Source organism: Corallococcus sp. NCSPR001 (assembly GCF_017309135.1).
GTDB lineage: Bacteria > Myxococcota > Myxococcia > Myxococcales > Myxococcaceae > Corallococcus.
Genome location: NZ_JAFIMS010000001.1, coordinates 247,160 through 263,039, shown reverse-complemented (window position 1 = coordinate 263,039; position 15,880 = coordinate 247,160). Strand labels below are relative to the sequence as shown.

The window sequence follows — 15,880 nt, the reverse complement described above, 5'->3', positions numbered from 1 at the left end:
CGGGCCCCCCCGCGCGCGTCCCAACCCCCCGCAATCACAGACAGACGCGACGGGATTCTCCCCTGGCATGGGCGTGGCAGAGCGCCTGGCCCCACGAGGCTTTCGAGGGAGGATTCACGCATGCGCTTCAGTCTTTTCGGAACGGTGGGGCTCACGCTCCTGGCGGTGGGGTGTGGTGACGGGGGCAAGGCCCCGGAGGGGCTGGACAACGAGCCCGTGCAGCAGTCGCTGAAGCTCACGACCTTCGACGACTGCTCGGCGCTGGAGCGGTACATCGAGGACACCGCGACGAAGCAGATGCGCGCGAGCCTGGAGCAGCAGAAGCCCGGGTACTGGGAGCGCTTCGGCCGGCGGGGCGGCATCATCTTCGGGCCCATGCCCGCGGAGGACTCGGCGGGGGGCGGCGTGACGTCCGGCTCCGGCAATCAGGCGCCGCAGGACTCCACCGGCACCAACAACCAGGTGGAGGGCGTGCACGAGTCGGACTTCGTGCAGAACGACGGCACGCGCATCTTCGTGCTGTCGGGCAACCGGCTGTACGCGCACCGCTCGTGGCCCGCGGAGCAGCTCACGCTGGCGGCGACGCTGGAGGTGGAGGGCTGGCCCCGGGAGATGCTGCTCGACGAGCAGAACCGGCTGGTCATCGTCTCGCAGGTGGCGCAGTCGCTGCCGGGCACCCCGGCGAAGGGCGGGGGCGCGGGCGGCGGCATGGTGCCCGCCGTGGACATGGCCTGCTACGGCTTTGGCTGCGGCTACTACAACGCCGACAGCACCAAGGTGACCACGGTGGACGTGTCGGACGTGGCGCACCCCACGGTGGTGGACCAGGTCTACCTGCCCGGCATCTTCAACCAGGCGCGCCGCGTGGACGGCAACGTGCGGCTGGTGCTGTCGGACGCGTTCCGCTGGCCGGAGGACGTGAAGTTCTGGGTGGACTACTCGGAGGACCTCTACAAGGACGAGGGCAAGCTCACCAAGACCATCGACGCGCTCATCGCCGAGAACGAGAAGCGCATCCGCGCGAATACGCTGGACCAGTGGCTGCCCTCGGGCAGGCACGTGGACGCGGCGGGCGTGGAGACGTCCCTGCCCACGTCCTGCGGTGACTTCTACCGGAGCAACGCGCCGTCCGCGCTGGGCTTCGTGACGGTGGCCTCGCTGGACCTGGACGCGCGCACCGCGGCGCCGGGGCGCACCAGCCTGGTGGCGGAGCCGGGCACGGTGTACGCGTCCAGGGAGTCGCTGTACCTGGCGCACCCGCATTACTGGTGGTGGCCGCTGCCGGGGCAGAAGGACTTCACCTACCTGCACAAGTTCGACCTGACCCAGCCGGGCCGCGCGGTGTACGCGGGCTCCGGCACGGTGGAGGGCACGCCCATCAACCAGTTCGCCCTGGATGAGTACGAGGGCGTGCTGCGCATGGCCACCACGGTCACCACGCGCCTCCCGGAGCCAGAGCACGACGACTGGTGGTGGGGCCGCACCACGACGGCCAGCCGCGTGACGACGCTGGGCCTGAAGAACGGGCACCTGGCGGAGCTGGGCCGCAGCGAGGACCTGGCCGAGGGCGAGCGCATCTTCAGCGCGCGCTTCGTGGGCAATCGCGGCTACGTGGTCACCTTCCTCCAGGTGGATCCGCTCTTCACCTTCGACCTGAGCGACCCCGCGAACCCGCACAAGGTGGGTGAGCTGAAGGTGCCGGGCTTCTCCACGTACATGCACCCGGTGGGCGACCACCACCTGCTGACCCTGGGCATCCACACGGATCCGAATGGTGGCTGCTGCGGGACGCGCGCGCTGAAGCTGTCCCTCTTCGACGTGGACGACCTGGCGAACCCGAAGGAGGTCTCCACGCAGCTGGTGGGCGAGGCCTACGGCTGGAGCGAGGCGCTCTACGAGCACAAGGCCTTCAACTACTTCGCGGCCAAGGGGCTGGTGGCCATCCCGTTCACGGACTACTCGAGGTCCTACGGGTCCTACGAAGACTACTGGAGCGGCTTCCGCACGGACCTGCGCGTGTTCCGCGTGGACCTGGCGGCGGGCATCTCCCCGGTGGGCTCGGTGCCCATGTCGGACCTGTACAAGCGCGCGGGCATGCCGCAGTGGAGCTACTACTACACGCCGGAGGTGCGCCGCAGCGTGATGGCGGATGACTACGTCTATGCCATCAGTGACGCGGGGATGCGCGTGTCGAAGGTGCAGAGCCTCCAGACGCCGCTCGTCACGGTGCCGTTCCCGGCCAGCACGCCCTGACGCAGGCGGGCGGGCGGCCAGTCAGACGGGGTGGGGGGATTGCGTCGCTTGCACCGGCGCACTCCCTTCCCTATAGGCCCCGTCATGCCGCCCGAAGCCGCCGAGCCCTCCGTATCGTCCTCCCCCCCGGCCGGAGGCACGAAGGGGGAGCTGCGCGCCCTGCTGCGGCTGGCGATTCCCCTGTGCATCGCGCAGGCGGGCCAGTCCCTGATGAGCGTGACAGACACCTTCATCGTCGGCCGGGCTGGCACGTCCGCCCTGGCGGCGGTGGGCCTGAGCCACGCCCTCTTCTTCGCCGTCAGCAGCTTCGGCATGGGGCTGATGATGGGCGTGGACCCGCTGGTGTCCCAGGCCATTGGCGCCGGCAACCCGCGCCGCGCGCGGGACGTGCTCTGGCAGGGCGTGTGGCTGTCCGCCTTCGTGGGCGTGGTGCTGTGGGCGGTGCTCATCACCGTGCCCAGCGGTCTGCCGTGGGTGGGCGTGGCGGAGGAGCAGATCGTCCAGGTGCGCGCCTTCCTGCACTTCCGCGCGCCCAGCCTGCCCCTGATGCTCATCTTCCTCACGGTGCGCGCGTACCTGCAGGCCATCGGGACGCCCCGGCCGCTGGTGGTGTCCGCCGTGCTGGCCAACATCATCAACGTGATGCTGGTGCCGCTGTTCGTCTTCGGCGGCGCGTCGTTGCCCGCGTGGGCGGGGCCGCTCACCCACGTGCCGGCCATGGGCGCGGCGGGCGCGGCGCTGTCCACGCTGTTGTGCACGGCCCTGGAGGTGCTCATCGTCGCGCGGGCGGTGCAGGCCATCCCGGTGCCGGGCACGCCGTCGCGCAAGCCGGTGAAGGCGGATCAGCTGCGAGCGTTCCGGGTGGGGCTGCCCATCGGCCTGCACATCGCGGCGGAGGTGGGCGTCTTCGCGCTGGCGGGCGTGCTGTCCGCGAAGCTGGGGCCGGAGAGCGTGGGCGCGCATCAAATCGCCATCTCCTTCGCCAGCCTCACCTTCACCATGGCGCTGGGCATCGGCAACGCGGGCAGCGTGCGCGTGGGCTGGGCCGTGGGCGCGCACGACACGCCCCAGGCCCGCCGGAGCGGGCTGATGGCCTTCGCCCTCGGCGCGGTGGTCATGTCGCTCGGCGGGCTCGTGTTCGCGCTCTTCCCCCGGGGCCTGGCGAGGCTGGCCGGGGCTCCGGAGGACGTGCTGCCGCTCCTGCTGCCCCTGCTGATGGTGAGCGCCATCTTCCAGATCTTCGACGGCGTGCAGGGCGTGGGCGCGGGCGTGCTGCGCGGCGCCGGCCAGACGCGCTTCACCTTCCTGGCCAACATCGTGGGCCACTACGCCGTGGGCCTGCCCCTGACCCTGCTCCTGGGGTTCCACCTGGGCATGGGCGTGCTGGGCATCTGGTGGGGCCTGTGCGCGGGCCTCATCTCCGTGGCCGCCGCCGTGCTGTGGCGCTTCTGGCGCGTCAGCGCGGGCACCCTCCGCCCCTTGGAGGGCTGAGGGGATTTGGCTGTAAAGTTGCAGCCCGGACGGAAACTCCAAGAATCTGGGAATCGGACGCAACCTGGATCGGGAAGACCCGACAATTGTCCCAGGAGCCTACATGTCCAACTACCGCATCCGCCCCGGCGACACCCTCTCTGGCCTGGCCGCTCGTTTCGGCACCTCCGTGCAGAAGCTGGCGCGCGACAACAACATCTCGAACCCGGACCTCATCATCTCGGGTCGGACGCTGCGCATCGGCCACTCCGGCCGTGACAGCTTCGACGCCGGTGGCCGTCAGGGCATCCGGGGCGGGCGTGGCGTGGGTGGCGGCGCGGACGTGGGCGGCCCCATGGGCGTGGCCCCCACCGGCGGAACGGCCACGGGGCGCCGGCTGGCGGAGGCGGCGCGCGCGGCGGCCATGGGCATGGGCGGCTACAACAGCCAGGGCCTGTGCGCCACGGGCGTGAGCCGGGCCATCCGCAACTCCATGGGCATCGGCGTGTCCGGCAACGGCAACCAGATCGACAACAACCTGCCGCGCGACAAGTTCCGCCAGGTGGACATGTCCCTGGAGGACGCGCTGAAGATTCCGGGCCTCGTGCTCACCTGGGAGAGCACCTCCACGCGCCTGGGCAGCATCTACGGCCACACGGCGGTGACGCTGGGCGACGGCCACTCGTCCGCCAGCGACTTCATCGAGCGCAACACCACGAACAGCGGCCGCTCGGGCTTCAAGGTGTTCATGCCCATCGAGTAGCCCTTCCGGCTGCTCGAGGATGGCGCATCACGAAAGCCTCCGGGTCCTACCGACCGGAGGCTTTGTCGTGTCCGGAGCCCGGCGCTCAGGCCGGCAGGTACTGGCGGATCATCCGCCGCCACACGGGCCAGTCGTGGGTGCCGCCGTCCCAGATGGACAGGTCGTTGCGGATGTCCTTCTGCCAGAGGAGCTTGGAGAGGTTCTCGTTGGAGGGGCGGCAGAAGTCGTGCTCGCCCACGGCCAGGGTCATCTCCACGCGGCGCAGGGCGGACAGGCGCCCGGGGTCGTTCAGGCCCGGCAGCCACTGCGGCGCGGTGTGGAAGTACACCTGTTCGTCGTGGTGGCCGTCGAGGAAGTCCTCCGTCTCGAACTTGCCGCCCATGGAGATGAGGCGCTGGAAGACGTCCGGGTGGCGCAGGCCCACGTTGTACGTGTGGAAGCCGCCCAGGCTGCACCCGGCGAGCGTGAGGCGGCCTCCGGTGGAGCGGCCCCTCGCGAGCGGCACCACCTCATGCAGCAGGTAGTCCTCCCACTGGGCATGGCGGGCCACGCGCGCGGCGGGGACGACGCCCTTGTTGTACCAGGACTCCTCATCCACCGAGTCCACGCACACCACGACGTAGCGGCCCGCGGCGATGCAGTCCGAGATGGCGCCGATGAGGCCGAAGTCCTCGGCCTGGAAGAAGCGGCCCTTGCTCGTGGGCACCAGGATGACGGGTTCGCCCGAGTGCCCGTACAGCAGCACTTCCATGTCCCGGTTCAGCCGCGGGCTGTGCCAGCGGTGGTATTCGCGGTTCATGGCCGCCACATTAACCAACGCATTCAAGGCGCGAGCGGGGCGGCCACACGGACGCGTCCGGCTCAGCCGCCAGTGAACACCTGCCGCGTTTGCTCCACACCTCGCCACGGCGTGAGAAAGGCATCCGCCTCCTTCGCGATGAGCTCCAACGAAGCGGTCAGCTCATGGCCGTCGTCCACCTCCACCAGCCGGACGTGGCGTTTGCCTTTGGACCATTCGCGCGAATAGCGCACGTCGCAGGTGTCGTCCTGGCGGCCGTGGATGATGAGGGTGGGCACGCGCACGTCTGGCCAGGGGCCGCGCTTCGCGTCCATGAGCGCGGCCTCCTCCATGATGCCGTGGTGCACGCGCGTGCGGCGCTTCTCCGCGTGGTCGTCCGTCTCCAGGTAGCCCGTGCGCTTCCACTCCGTCCAGTTGTTGGGGCCCAGGCGGCGCTGGAGCTGCTCCACGAAGTGGAAGGCCGGGGCCAGCAGCACCAGCGCGCCCACGCGGGCGTCCTGTTCCGCGGTGCGAGCGGCGACGTACCCGCCCATGCTGGAGCCGATGAGGACGGCGCGGTCGTTGGGGGCGCCCAGCGCGTCCCGCACGGTGTCCAGCATGGCGTGCAGGCTCAGGTGCTCCAGCGACGGCACGCGCAGGTTGAGGCGCTCCAGGGGGATGCCCTGCTTCGCCCAGTACGCGTCCAGCCAGACGCCCTTGGCGGAGAGGGGGCCGGAGGCGAAGCCGTGCAGGTAGAGCCAGCGGGGACCGGAGGTGGGGGGCGGCGGCGCGTTCATGGGCGCGCACTGTACCCGCGCTAGAAGCGCAGCACGGGCCCGGCGACGATGCTCTGGAGCGGTTTGGCGCACATGTTCACGCTGACGCCCGCGCTGGCGCTGGTGTCGTCCGTGGCCTTGGTGAACTTCACGTCGCAGAACTGGATGGCGGTGGCGAGCGAGATGCCCCATCGGTCGGAGATCCACCCGTCCAGGCCCACGCGGAAGGCCATGCTGGTGACGTCGAAGTCCTCGCGGCGCAGCTGGCCCAGGCTGTCCGGGGTGAAGGGCTGCGACCAGCTCTTGGCCAGGCGCGCGCCCACCCACGGGGTCACCGGCTTGTCTCCGAGGAAGCGCAGGCGGGCCTCCAGGCCCACGGCGGTGTAGTCCAACTGCACGCGGCTCATCTCGGACGGGTTCTGGGCTTCGGCGAACTGCTGGCCCCAGGTCTGGGTGGTCTCGAAGACGACGCCCAGGGACAGGCCGGGTGGCGTTTCCAATCCGAGCCAGGCCTGGAGGGCGGGGCCCTTGGCGCGCCAGTCGCTGAAATGATCCAGGGTGATGCCCGCGCCCAGGGAGGCATAGCCATGCCACCCGTCCGCGACCGCTGGCCCCGCGCCCAGGACGCCGGCCAGGGTCAGCCACTTCCACTTCGTATCCATGCCGCCACTGTATGCCGGACCGGGGGCGAGGCTAGGCTCGCGGGCATGTCCGTATCTTTCGAAGTCGCGGCGGCCGAGGTCCGCGACGCGCTCACCGACGCGAGCCGGGGGCTGGTCGAGCGCGAGGCGATGGTGGAGCTGGTGGCGTTGTCGGCGGTGGCGGGCGAGCACCTGCTCGTGGTGGGCCCGCCGGGGACGGCGAAGAGTGAAGCCGTGCGCAGGACGGCGCGCGGCCTGGGCGGTTCGTACTTCGAGTACCTGCTGGGGCGCTTCACGGAGCCGTCTGAAATCTTCGGGCCGGTGGACCTGCGCAAGCTGCGCGAGGGGCTGGTGGAGACGGAGACGGCGGGCATGTTGCCGGAGGCGGAGGTGGCCTTCCTGGACGAGGTGTTCCTGGGCTCCACCGCCATCCTCAACACGCTCTTGGGCCTGCTCAACGAGCGGACGTTCCGGCGGGGCCACACGCGCATGCAGTGTCCGCTGCGGGTGTGCGTGGGCGCGTCCAACGCGCTGCCGGAGGATGACGCGCTGGCCGCGTTCGCGGACCGGTTCCTCGCGCGCATCTTCGTGGAGCCGGTGCCGGATCCGCGGCTGGAGGAGCTGCTGGAGGGCGGCGCGTCGCTGTGGGTGGACGCGGCGCCGCGAGTGGCGTCGCTCCAGTCCCTGGACGTGGTGGCCCAGGCGGCGAGGCGCGCGGACCTGGGGCCGGTGAGGCCGCACCTGGCGCAGGCGCTGCGGACGCTGCGGGCGGCGGGCATCGCGCTGTCGGACCGGCGCGCGGTGAAGGTGCAGCGGCTGGTGGCCGCCGCCTCGGCGCTGGCGGGGCGGACGACGCCGGGCGTGGCGGACCTGTGGCCGCTCGTCTACGCGGTGCCCACGAAGGAGGCGCAGGCGCTGGCGCGCGACGTGCTGCGTGACGTGCTGTCCGCGTCGGAGAACCTGGCGCTGCCGGCCGCGGCGCTGGAGGCGAGCGCGGGGCCGCTGGCCCGGGCCCAGCGCATCGCGCAGGCGGGGCAGGTGCTGCTGGAGTCGCGGCCCGTGGAGGGGGACGTTGACGCCGTGGCCGCGTGGCGGCTCAAGCTGGAGGGCGTGGCGCGCGAGATGGACGCGGGCTTCGCGCCGGAAGCGCTGCCGGAGACGCTGCGTGCGTTGCGCGGCGCGGTGGCGGCGGTGCTGGCGGAGGCGAGCACCCGCGCGGCGTGACATCGTCCGAAAGTCCTTCCTGAAATCCGATGGAATCCAATGGATGCGGGGCCCCGTATGGGTTGCTGCCAGCGGAACGGCGGCGCTGGGAGCGCCGTGCCGAAGGCATTTCATCCACGGGAGGACACTTCATGCGAAACACCTTCGCGGCGCTGGCTCTTGCCTCGGCGGCCCTGCTGGCGGGCTGTGGCGACGATGATGACAACAACAACATGCCGGACGCGGGCACGGGCTACATGCCCACGGGCAAGGGCCCGGGCACGGCGCTGCGCTGCACGAGCAGCAGCAAGAACGCGTGGGACACGTTCGGCGCGAACGCGTTCGTCGCGGTGAACAAGTCCATCGTCGCGAAGACGCTGGCGGAGCTGCAGGGCCCCAACGGCACGACGAACCTGGGCGAGTCCTTCACCCATATCGGTGACGCGAGCCAGGGCCCGGCGTATGCGGACGACGCGGCCACCTTCGAGGGCAAGCTGGCGGCGTTCCTCGTCTATGCCTACGGCGGTCCGGAGTCCATCCAGTACACGGATGGCAAGACGTACGCGGGCCCGCAGGACATGGCGGCGGCGCACCTGGGCATGGCCATCACCAACTCCCAGTACGACTACTTCATCGCGAACATGGTGGTGCCGGCGCTCACGGACAACGGCGTGACGTCCGCGGACGTGTCCTCCTGCTTCGCTCCCATCGTGACGGACGCCGCGTTCAAGGCGTCCATCGTCGGCAAGTAGTCACCGCTTCCGAGGGCTCCATGACTCGCATCGTTCTCCCGCGCGCCTTGCGCCGTGTGCTGGTCTCCACCGTGGGGGTGGGCGTGCTGTTCACGGCGGTGATGGGCTTTGCCCATACGCCGTCCGGCCGGCCGCTCCTGAAGTGGATGGGGATGTCCATGCCCCAGGCCGCGTCCGCGGCGGGGTGTCCGCTGGGGTACGACGTGAAGCAGAGCCCCGAGCAGAAGGAGGCCGCGAGGATGCGGTTCGCGGCCTCCTACCGGGGAGAGAGTCCCGCGCTGGCCCGGCCCGCGCTGGGGTTCGACCTGGAGCAGACGACGCGCGAGTCGCTGCTCGCGTGGGCCCAGGCGCACGGGGTGAAGTGCTCGGTGCCGCGCAGCCAGGGGGACCTGGATTGTGAAGAGGTGCCGGCGGCGCTGTTCCCGGGGTTGAATCGGCAGGCGGCCATCCGGAACCTGTGGGTGACGTTCGGCGCGGACGACCGGCTGGTGTCGCTGGTGGCCGTGAGCCGCGCGGTGGATCCGGTCCCCATCAGCGCGACGTTCCTCGCGGCGAACGCGACGCTCGCGACCCTGGCGGGGCCGCCCATGAAGCAGGACGGGGAGGGCAGCGTGGAGGAGCTGCGGCAGGGGCTCCTGCGGCAGGCGAGCGCGGAGTACCGCTTCCAGGACTTCTACGCGCTCACCCGCGTCACCAACATGGGGGACGGCTTCGTGCTAACGGAGGAGTACCGCGCCCTGCCGAAGGTCGCGGCGCGAGAGCTGCCGTCACGTTGAGGCGGGGGACTCCACGTACTTCGCGAGCTTCTCCAGGGACATCCGCCAGCCGAGCTCGTTGTCTTCAGGCGGCACGCCGGGCGGGAGTCCTTCGTGCACGGCGTCGACGTCGGTGCCTCCGTCCGGTGCGTCGCTGAGCGTGAACGTGATGCGCATCTCGCCTTGGAGCGCGGGGTCGGAGGTCTCGAACCCGGTGGTTTCGATGACCTGTTCGTCCGGCACGAGCTTCACGAAGCGGCCGTGGTGCGTGTCCGTGTGCGCGGTCGTCTTTCCGGTCTGCGTGGGCGCGTCGTAGGTGAGGGAGATCCGGAACGCTCCGCCCTCGCGGGGTTCGAAGATGTGCACCTGGCTCGTCATGCCGTCGGGCACCATCCACGTCTGGACCGCCCGGGCGTCAATCAGGGCGCTGTAGACGCGCGAGCGGGGGGCCTTCACGTGGTGGCGGATCCGGGTCGTGCTCATGCTCGGGAGCATGGGCAGGGCTCCGGACGCTGTACAGCGAGATGCCCTGTTGGCGCTCACGCCCCTTCGTTAGAGTGCGGGGGTGCGCAACGGTGTGATGAGGCCGCCATCGGAGCCCGCTGTCGCGGGGCTTCCTGTTCGCTGGCGCCCCCGGGCCCTGCCCCTGGAGCCCGTGGCCGTGGCCGGTATCGGTCCCGTGGCGCTCGCGCTGGGACACCGCGCTTCACGGGCGGAGGACGCGGTGCTCGCATCGTGGAACGGTGTCGCGGGGTCGGACGTGCTCGTGCTGCTGGGGGGTGCCGCTTCGCTGCCCTGGGTGGATGGCGCGGTGTACCTGGGCCGTGACCCGCTGGCGCCCGCGCTGCTGCTGCCCTGCGCGCTGGAGCCGGAGGTGGCGCCTTCGCTGCTGGAGCGCGCGCTGCTCGCGGGGCAGGGCGATGCGCCGCTCGCGGTGCTGCCCGCATCCGGGATGCTCGTCTCCGTCGCGGCGGCCAGGTCTGTCGCGCGCGTCTCGCTGCGCGCGTGGCTGTCCGCCATGGCCCTGGAGGCCGCTTCGTGACGACCGCGCTGCCTCCCGCGCTGCGCCCCTGGGCGGCGCAGCTGTCCCTGTTCCCGGAGGACCTGGCGCGGCACCTGGGGCCTCATGTGGCTCGGCTGTCCGCGGCGGTCGGGACACTGCGGCCTCGCGGTGAGGCTGAGGGCGGTGAGCCTCAAGGCTACGACGGGCTCTCCCGGCGGGGGCCTTTCGACCGGCTGCTCGTCAGTGAGTGGCTCTGGGCGCTGGAGGCGCCGGACGAGCTGGTGCGCCGCGCGGCGTTCGGTGAGCTGTCATTCCTCAAGCCTGCGTTCCGGCAGCCTCGGGGGGCTCGGCGCACCGTGGTGCTGCTGGACGTGGGGCCTGATCAACTGGGCCTGCCGCGCATCGCGCACCTCGCGTTGCTCGTGGTGCTCGCGCGCCGTGCGGAGGCCGTGGGCGCGGCGTTCACCTGGGGCGCGCTCCAGACCGAGCCCGCGCACGTCACCCATGAGGGCCTGAGAGGCACGTCGCTGCTCGCGTGGCTCCACGCCCGCTCCACCACGCCCGCCTCCGCACGGCACCTGTCCGCGTGGCGCGAGGCCCTGGACCTCTCACGCGCACCCGAGGACGTGTGGCTCGTGGGCTCCTCGCGCCTGGGACGAATGGCGGGCGCGGAGGGGATGTCCCGCGTGGAGGTCTCCGAGCCGATGGAGCCCGGCGCGCACCGGCTCACCGTGGACGTGCGGCCCGCGGCGCGGGTGCCCCGCTCGGTGGTGCTGGAGCTGCCGCCTCCGGAGGATTGCGTGCGCCTGCTGCGCAATCCCATTGCTTCCCAGCCGCAGGCTTCCGGGTGGATGCCGCGCAAGGCCGGCCAGCGCATCGCGGGCTTCTCCTTCTGCGCGGATGGCACGCGCGTGCTGCTGTTCTCCGTGAACGGCGCCGTCGAGGCCCTGGCGGTGCCGCATTCTCCTCGTTCGACCGTGCCCAAGCCCCGGCGCGTCCAGGTGCCTCCGGGGCAGCGGGTGATCGCGGCGGGATGGCGCTCCTCGGGCGGCCTGCTCGTGCTCGCGCGCCAGGAGGACATCTACGTGATGCACGGGAATCTGCAGGTGCCCGTGGGCTTCCGGAAGGGGCGCTATCACTATCACGCGGCGGATGACTCCTTGCGGCCGGACCCCGCGCCGGGCGCGCTCCCGCTGACCCTCTTGAGCTGGAGCTGGGGAGGGCGGCGCGAGTATGAGCGCCTCTGGTTGAAGGACGGCAAGGGCCGGCTGTTCTCGCTGCCACATCCCTCCTCGAGGACCGAGACGCTCGAGGTGGAGGAGGAGGGCGTCTCCGCGATGGCGGAGGTGAAGGCGCGCCCGGTCTGGGTGCTGCGCCCCCAGGGGGAGGGAGGCGCGGTCATCTCGCGGTTGCGAGCGATGCGCGGGGGGCTGCCCAACCTCACCCCGCTCAACGCGCGCCACGGAGAGGCGTACTTCGGCCATTCGCCGTCGAAAGCGCATCCCGACGCGGGGCTGCTGGCGGTGCGTGACAGTGAGCTGGACTGGCGGCTGTTCCTGGACACCGGCGCGTCGGTCATCACCGTGCCAGAGACGCATCGCGTGGTGGGCGTGGTGCAGCCGCCTGCTCCGTCCCTGCCCGGACTGGTCGCGTTGCATCTGGATCAACGCACCTTCTCCTTCTTCTCGACCGAGGAGTCCCGGACGCTCGTGGTGGCCAGTGGCCCCGTGGTGCAGGCCGCGGCGAGCCACGGGCAGCCGGTGTTGGGATGGCTGACGCGGGCGGGGGAGTTCGTGTTGTGGGACCTGATGGCGCAGGCGGTGCTGTACCGCTCCGTCCCGGAGGCCACGCCGTGAGCACCGCGGCCGGAGTCGTGCGTCCTCGCGCCCAGGTGCACCGGGGCACCGTGGTGGCGGCGGCCTGGTGGTTCCATCCCGGGCTGCTGGGAGAGGCCGAGGCGCGCCGCCGCGTGCTGGCGGCCTGGAGGCCCGGCGCCACGGTCTGGGCGCTGGCGGGAGGCCACCTGCTGAAGCTGGCGGCACCGTGCAGGAGCGCGGTGGAGGCCGCGCCCGGACTGCCGCTGGTGCTGGATGCCGGAGTGCTCACCAGCGCGCCGCTGAGCCCGAAGGATCGCGAGCGATTGGAGCCACCCTTGGGCGCCGTCGTGCTGGTGCAGGAGGGCGTCGCTCGCGTGTACAAGCCCTGGGACCTGCGTCAGGTGGATCCGGGGACGTGGCTGGACGTCTCGGAGTGGCGACGCGTGCGGGTGAAGGGCTTGGGCGCGCCGCCTCCGCCTCTCAAGAGCGCGCTGGAGCCGCTGCCTCCGCCCACGCGCGCGGCGTTCGGACCGAAGGTGCCCGCGCTCGCGCCCGAAGCGGAGCGCATGCTGGCGCGCATGGCGGGGCAGGAGGTCCCGGTCGTGCGAGAGGGCTTCTTCGAGCGGCTGCGAAAGGCTTTCTCGCGGAGGCCCGGCGACGCAGTGCTGACCGTCCGTCGTGAAGGCGTGTTCGCGCGGCTGCGCCGGGCATTCCGTTCGCGGCCAGAAGGAGCGCGGGAGGGCGCGGTGACCGTGCGGCGTGAGGGCTTCTTCTCTCGCTTGCGCCGTTCCTTTCGCGCGGAGACGCAAAGCGCGCCGGGCACCGGGGCACGGGATGGTGGGGCCAACCCAGGCACGCGTCCCGCCGAACCCGAAGGTCCGGACGCGCTCGAGCAGCTCAAGGAGTGGATGCTCCGGAACACGCTCCTGGGGCAGCTCGTGGGACAGCGCAAGGGCGACTACCTGCGCCACCTCTTCGAGCTCTTCGAACAGGGCAACCTCGACGAAGCCCTGCGCCACGCCATCCCCCTGGGCAAGGACATGGACGAGCGCGCGAAGCTCGCGCTCGGTGTGCCCGGCCCGCGTGAGAACCTGCGCATCCAACCCCAGGGCCGGAGCGGGGCCGCGCAGTCGTTCGGCGGAGGCCCCGCCGTGTTCGATGCGCTGCGGGAGCGCTACCGCGAGACCTTCCGCCGCCTGGAGCGCGAAGGCCGCATCGACGAGGCCGCCTTCGTCCTCGCGGAGCTGCTGGAGGCGACCGAGGAGGCCGTGTCCTTCCTGGAGCGCCACGGCCGCTTCCAGCTCGCGGCGGAGCTCGCGGAAGGGCGCGGCCTTCCGCCGGGCCTCGTGGTGCGCCAGTGGTTCCTCGCGAAGGACGTGGAGCGCGCGGTGGCCATCGCTCGGCGCTCGGGCGTGTTCGCGGACGCCGTGCTGCGCCTGGAGAAGACCCATCCCGCCGAAGCGCAGGCCCTGCGCCTCTTGTGGGCGGAGTCGCTCGCGGAGGCCGGGGACTGGTCGCGCGCGGTGGACGCCGTGTGGCCCGTGGCGTCCGCGCGCCACCTCGCGCGCGCCTGGGTGGAGCGGGGCATCCAGGCCGGAGGCACGGGCAGCGCGAAGCTCCTGGCGCGCCTCGCGCTCGAGTTCCCGGACGGCTTCGGCGCCGCGCGCGAGGACATCCAGACCCTGCTGTCGGACGAAACGCCGGCGCGCGCTCCGGAGCGCCTGGCCTTCGCCACGGAGTTGCTGCGCGCGGACACCTCCGATGCCCGGAGCGCGCTCGTCATCCCCACCGTGCGCGCGCTGATGCGGGACGAGGCGGTGGAGGAGCTCCCCTCCAACGCGAAGCTCCTCCAGCAACTGCACGCGCTCAAGGACCCGGCGCTGGCCGCGCTGCGCGCGGACCTGCCGACGCCGCGGGCCTCCCAACGGCGCCCCTGGGCCGAAACGCACGACCTGCCGCACGTGCGCGTGTGGATGGACCGCGGCCACGCGGGCGCCCACGCCGTGCATGACGCCGTGGTGCTGCCGGGCCAGCGCGTGCTGCTCGCGCTGGGCGAAGCGGGCGCGCGGCTGGTGGGCCCGGACGGACGCACGCTCGCGGGCTTCGACGTGCCGGCGTTCTCCCTGGTCCTGTCCTCGCAGGGAGACCGCGCGCTCGCGCTCGCGCGCCGGGGCGACCTGTGGCGCGTGTCGCGGCTGGACCTGGTGGAGCGCCGGGCCACGCGCTGGTGCGACCTGGAGCTGGACGCGTGGGCCCCCACCTACGACGGGGAGCGGTGGTTCACCGCCACGCGCGACACCGTGAGCATGGTGGACACGCTGGCCTCGGAGCCGCGCTCGCTGTGGCGCGTATCGGAGGTGGGCGGCACCGTGCTCCGGATGGCCGTGGACGCGAAGCACCTGTCGTTCCTCGTCCTGCACCTCACGCCGGAGCAGGGCTTCGAACGGCTGGAGCGCTGGGCCTACGAACTGGCGGGAGGCCCCGTGCTGCGCGGGCGCGCGGACATGAAGGACCTGCGGGGGCCGCCGGACGCGCTCTCGCTCACGCCCGACGGCGAGGCGATGGGCGTGCGCATCGCGGTCCCCGAAGGCGAGGAGCCCGGACCCTGGCCCTACTATGTGGCCCCCATCATCTCGCGGCGCTTCCACCGCCCGGCCCGGCCGGACGCGGAGCGCGCGGGCGAGGTGCTCGCGCACTCCTGGCGCGTGACGCGCTTCCAGAAGGGCGAGCTGCACACGGCCGTCCTGCGCACCGTCGCCGACCACCCCCGCGCGACGGTGGAGTTCTCCGGTACCCCGCCTCAAGTCGTGCGGCTCACGGAGGACTGGTGCGCCGTCCACGACCTGCACGGGCGCGTGGTGTGGCTGGACCTGCACTCCGGCGAGGTCCACCGCGTGCCGGTGGTGTGATCAGGCGCAGCGCAGGTGGCTGGGCACGATGACGATGCTCGCCGTCAGCGCGCAGGCGGCGTCGTCCACCTCCAGCACCACGCGCACGCCCTCCACCGTCACCAGCAGCGACGGCTGCTCGCTGTGCAGCGCCATCAACCACGATGACGCCAGGGGCAGCTCCGACGCGGCCAGCTCCGCGGCGCGCAGCAGGTGCACGCGCACCGCGTGGCGGACCGGGCCCGGCAGGGCGTGCAGCGCGTAGAGCGACTCGTCCGTCAGCCGCAGCGAGTACGGCACGCGCGGTGGTTCCTTCGGACGCTCGGGCAGCTCGCGCAGCCGTTCCGCCAGCGACCGCACCAGCGCCTCCGGCTGCGACGGCTTCTGCAGGAAGCCCACCACGCCGTGCAGCGGCACGTCCGGCGTCCCACTCGCCGAGGACACCAGCATCACCGTCAGGTGCCGCAGCCTCGCGTCCGTGCGCAGCTGGCCGTACAGCTCCCATCCATCCACCCGGGGCATCACCAGGTCCAGGAGGATGAGGTCCGGGTGCTGCGCGCGCGGGCGATGACGCAGCCAGTCCAACGCCTCCGCGCCGTCCGCCACGGACGACACCAGGAAGCCCGCTTCACGCGCTGCGCGGCCCACACCCTCTCGCCATGTCCGATCGTCCTCGACGAGCAGCAGGTGATGGACGCCCAGGGCCATCCCCCGATTCGACCTGTTTTTCCTCGGGTTCTTGAAGCGCACCCGGGGCCGACGGGAGCCCCAGCGTCACCTG

General features: G+C 71.8%; 14 protein-coding genes. 9 read left to right on the top strand and 5 right to left on the bottom strand.

Annotated elements, in window-relative coordinates; all coding sequences use genetic code 11:
* Positions 1-120: 120 nt before the first annotated feature.
* The 3 genes from JYJ93_RS01135 (at position 121) to JYJ93_RS01125 (ending at position 4,486) form a co-directional block, all read left to right on the top strand.
* Positions 121-2,253: a beta-propeller domain-containing protein gene (locus JYJ93_RS01135; protein WP_206785903.1), complete on the top strand. Its 2,133-nt coding sequence runs from the start codon at positions 121-123 to the stop codon at positions 2,251-2,253.
* An 84-nt stretch (positions 2,254-2,337) separates the two neighbouring features.
* Entirely contained in the window at positions 2,338-3,744 is a 1,407-nt protein-coding gene (locus JYJ93_RS01130) for an MATE family efflux transporter (protein WP_206785902.1), read from the top strand.
* Positions 3,745-3,847: 103 nt separating this feature from the next.
* A complete protein-coding gene (locus JYJ93_RS01125; RefSeq protein WP_206785900.1) occupies positions 3,848-4,486 on the top strand; it encodes a LysM peptidoglycan-binding domain-containing protein in 639 nt (212 codons plus the stop codon).
* 85 nt (positions 4,487-4,571) lie between these two features.
* Here the strand turns inward: JYJ93_RS01125 and JYJ93_RS01120 are convergent, their stop codons facing one another.
* From JYJ93_RS01120 to JYJ93_RS01110, 3 genes are all read right to left on the bottom strand, one after another.
* Complete coding sequence (locus JYJ93_RS01120) at positions 4,572-5,285, bottom strand: alpha/beta hydrolase-fold protein (protein ID WP_206785899.1); 714 nt, start codon at positions 5,283-5,285, stop codon at positions 4,572-4,574.
* Positions 5,286-5,347: 62 nt separating this feature from the next.
* Positions 5,348-6,061 carry a YqiA/YcfP family alpha/beta fold hydrolase gene (locus tag JYJ93_RS01115; protein WP_206785897.1) on the bottom strand — a complete coding sequence of 238 codons (714 nt, stop codon included), beginning with the start codon at positions 6,059-6,061 and terminating at the stop codon, positions 5,348-5,350.
* A gap of 20 nt (positions 6,062-6,081) precedes the next feature.
* Positions 6,082-6,702 (bottom strand): hypothetical protein, encoded by a 621-nt coding sequence (locus JYJ93_RS01110; RefSeq protein ID WP_206785895.1) that lies wholly within the window; start codon positions 6,700-6,702, stop codon positions 6,082-6,084.
* Between the two features lie 45 nt (positions 6,703-6,747).
* Between JYJ93_RS01110 and JYJ93_RS01105 the strand changes: the two genes are divergently transcribed.
* The 3 genes from JYJ93_RS01105 to JYJ93_RS01095 all read left to right on the top strand — a co-directional run bounded on the left by JYJ93_RS01105 (position 6,748) and on the right by JYJ93_RS01095 (position 9,412).
* Positions 6,748-7,905 (top strand): AAA family ATPase, encoded by a 1,158-nt coding sequence (locus tag JYJ93_RS01105; RefSeq protein ID WP_206785893.1) that lies wholly within the window; start codon positions 6,748-6,750, stop codon positions 7,903-7,905.
* A 131-nt stretch (positions 7,906-8,036) separates the two neighbouring features.
* Entirely contained in the window at positions 8,037-8,636 is a 600-nt protein-coding gene (locus JYJ93_RS01100; RefSeq protein ID WP_206785891.1) for a hypothetical protein, read from the top strand.
* Between the two features lie 20 nt (positions 8,637-8,656).
* On the top strand, positions 8,657-9,412 hold the full coding sequence (locus tag JYJ93_RS01095; RefSeq protein ID WP_206785889.1) for a hypothetical protein: 756 nt from the start codon (positions 8,657-8,659) through the stop codon (positions 9,410-9,412).
* On the opposite strand, the gene JYJ93_RS01090 is transcribed toward JYJ93_RS01095, so the two are convergent.
* A complete protein-coding gene (locus JYJ93_RS01090) occupies positions 9,404-9,874 on the bottom strand; it encodes an SRPBCC family protein (RefSeq protein WP_242543557.1) in 471 nt (156 codons plus the stop codon). The genes JYJ93_RS01095 and JYJ93_RS01090 overlap by 9 nt on opposite strands.
* 97 nt (positions 9,875-9,971) lie before the next feature.
* On the opposite strand from JYJ93_RS01090, the gene JYJ93_RS01085 reads away from it, so the two are divergent.
* The 3 genes from JYJ93_RS01085 to JYJ93_RS01075 are packed head-to-tail and all read left to right on the top strand — an operon-like array spanning position 9,972 to position 15,120.
* On the top strand, positions 9,972-10,433 hold the full coding sequence (locus JYJ93_RS01085) for a hypothetical protein (protein ID WP_206785886.1): 462 nt from the start codon (positions 9,972-9,974) through the stop codon (positions 10,431-10,433).
* Positions 10,430-12,250 (top strand): LpqB family beta-propeller domain-containing protein, encoded by a 1,821-nt coding sequence (locus JYJ93_RS01080; RefSeq protein WP_206785885.1) that lies wholly within the window; start codon positions 10,430-10,432, stop codon positions 12,248-12,250. Before JYJ93_RS01085 ends, JYJ93_RS01080 begins: the two co-directional genes overlap by 4 nt.
* Positions 12,247-15,120 carry a bpX6 domain-containing protein gene (locus JYJ93_RS01075; protein WP_206785884.1) on the top strand — a complete coding sequence of 958 codons (2,874 nt, stop codon included), beginning with the start codon at positions 12,247-12,249 and terminating at the stop codon, positions 15,118-15,120. The genes JYJ93_RS01080 and JYJ93_RS01075 overlap by 4 nt, the downstream gene beginning before the upstream one ends.
* Here the strand turns inward: JYJ93_RS01075 and JYJ93_RS01070 are convergent, their stop codons facing one another.
* Positions 15,121-15,807, bottom strand: a complete 687-nt coding sequence (locus JYJ93_RS01070) for a response regulator (protein ID WP_242543555.1) — start codon at positions 15,805-15,807, stop codon at positions 15,121-15,123.
* Positions 15,808-15,880: the final 73 nt, after the last annotated feature.

Excerpts from the sequence above, each read along its gene's own strand:
- JYJ93_RS01085 (WP_206785886.1), top strand. The coding sequence starts at position 9,972 with ATGAGGCCGCCATCGGAGCCCGCTGTCGCGGGGCTTCCTGTTCGCTGG.
- JYJ93_RS01130 (WP_206785902.1), top strand. The coding sequence starts at position 2,338 with ATGCCGCCCGAAGCCGCCGAGCCCTCCGTATCGTCCTCCCCCCCGGCC.
- JYJ93_RS01110 (WP_206785895.1), bottom strand. The coding sequence starts at position 6,702 with ATGGATACGAAGTGGAAGTGGCTGACCCTGGCCGGCGTCCTGGGCGCG.
- JYJ93_RS01095 (WP_206785889.1), top strand. The coding sequence starts at position 8,657 with ATGACTCGCATCGTTCTCCCGCGCGCCTTGCGCCGTGTGCTGGTCTCC.
- JYJ93_RS01135 (WP_206785903.1), top strand. The coding sequence starts at position 121 with ATGCGCTTCAGTCTTTTCGGAACGGTGGGGCTCACGCTCCTGGCGGTG.
- JYJ93_RS01120 (WP_206785899.1), bottom strand. The coding sequence starts at position 5,285 with ATGAACCGCGAATACCACCGCTGGCACAGCCCGCGGCTGAACCGGGAC.
- JYJ93_RS01105 (WP_206785893.1), top strand. The coding sequence starts at position 6,748 with ATGTCCGTATCTTTCGAAGTCGCGGCGGCCGAGGTCCGCGACGCGCTC.
- JYJ93_RS01070 (WP_242543555.1), bottom strand. The coding sequence starts at position 15,807 with ATGGCCCTGGGCGTCCATCACCTGCTGCTCGTCGAGGACGATCGGACA.
- JYJ93_RS01100 (WP_206785891.1), top strand. The coding sequence starts at position 8,037 with ATGCGAAACACCTTCGCGGCGCTGGCTCTTGCCTCGGCGGCCCTGCTG.
- JYJ93_RS01090 (WP_242543557.1), bottom strand. The coding sequence starts at position 9,874 with ATGAGCACGACCCGGATCCGCCACCACGTGAAGGCCCCCCGCTCGCGC.
- JYJ93_RS01125 (WP_206785900.1), top strand. The coding sequence starts at position 3,848 with ATGTCCAACTACCGCATCCGCCCCGGCGACACCCTCTCTGGCCTGGCC.
- JYJ93_RS01115 (WP_206785897.1), bottom strand. The coding sequence starts at position 6,061 with ATGAACGCGCCGCCGCCCCCCACCTCCGGTCCCCGCTGGCTCTACCTG.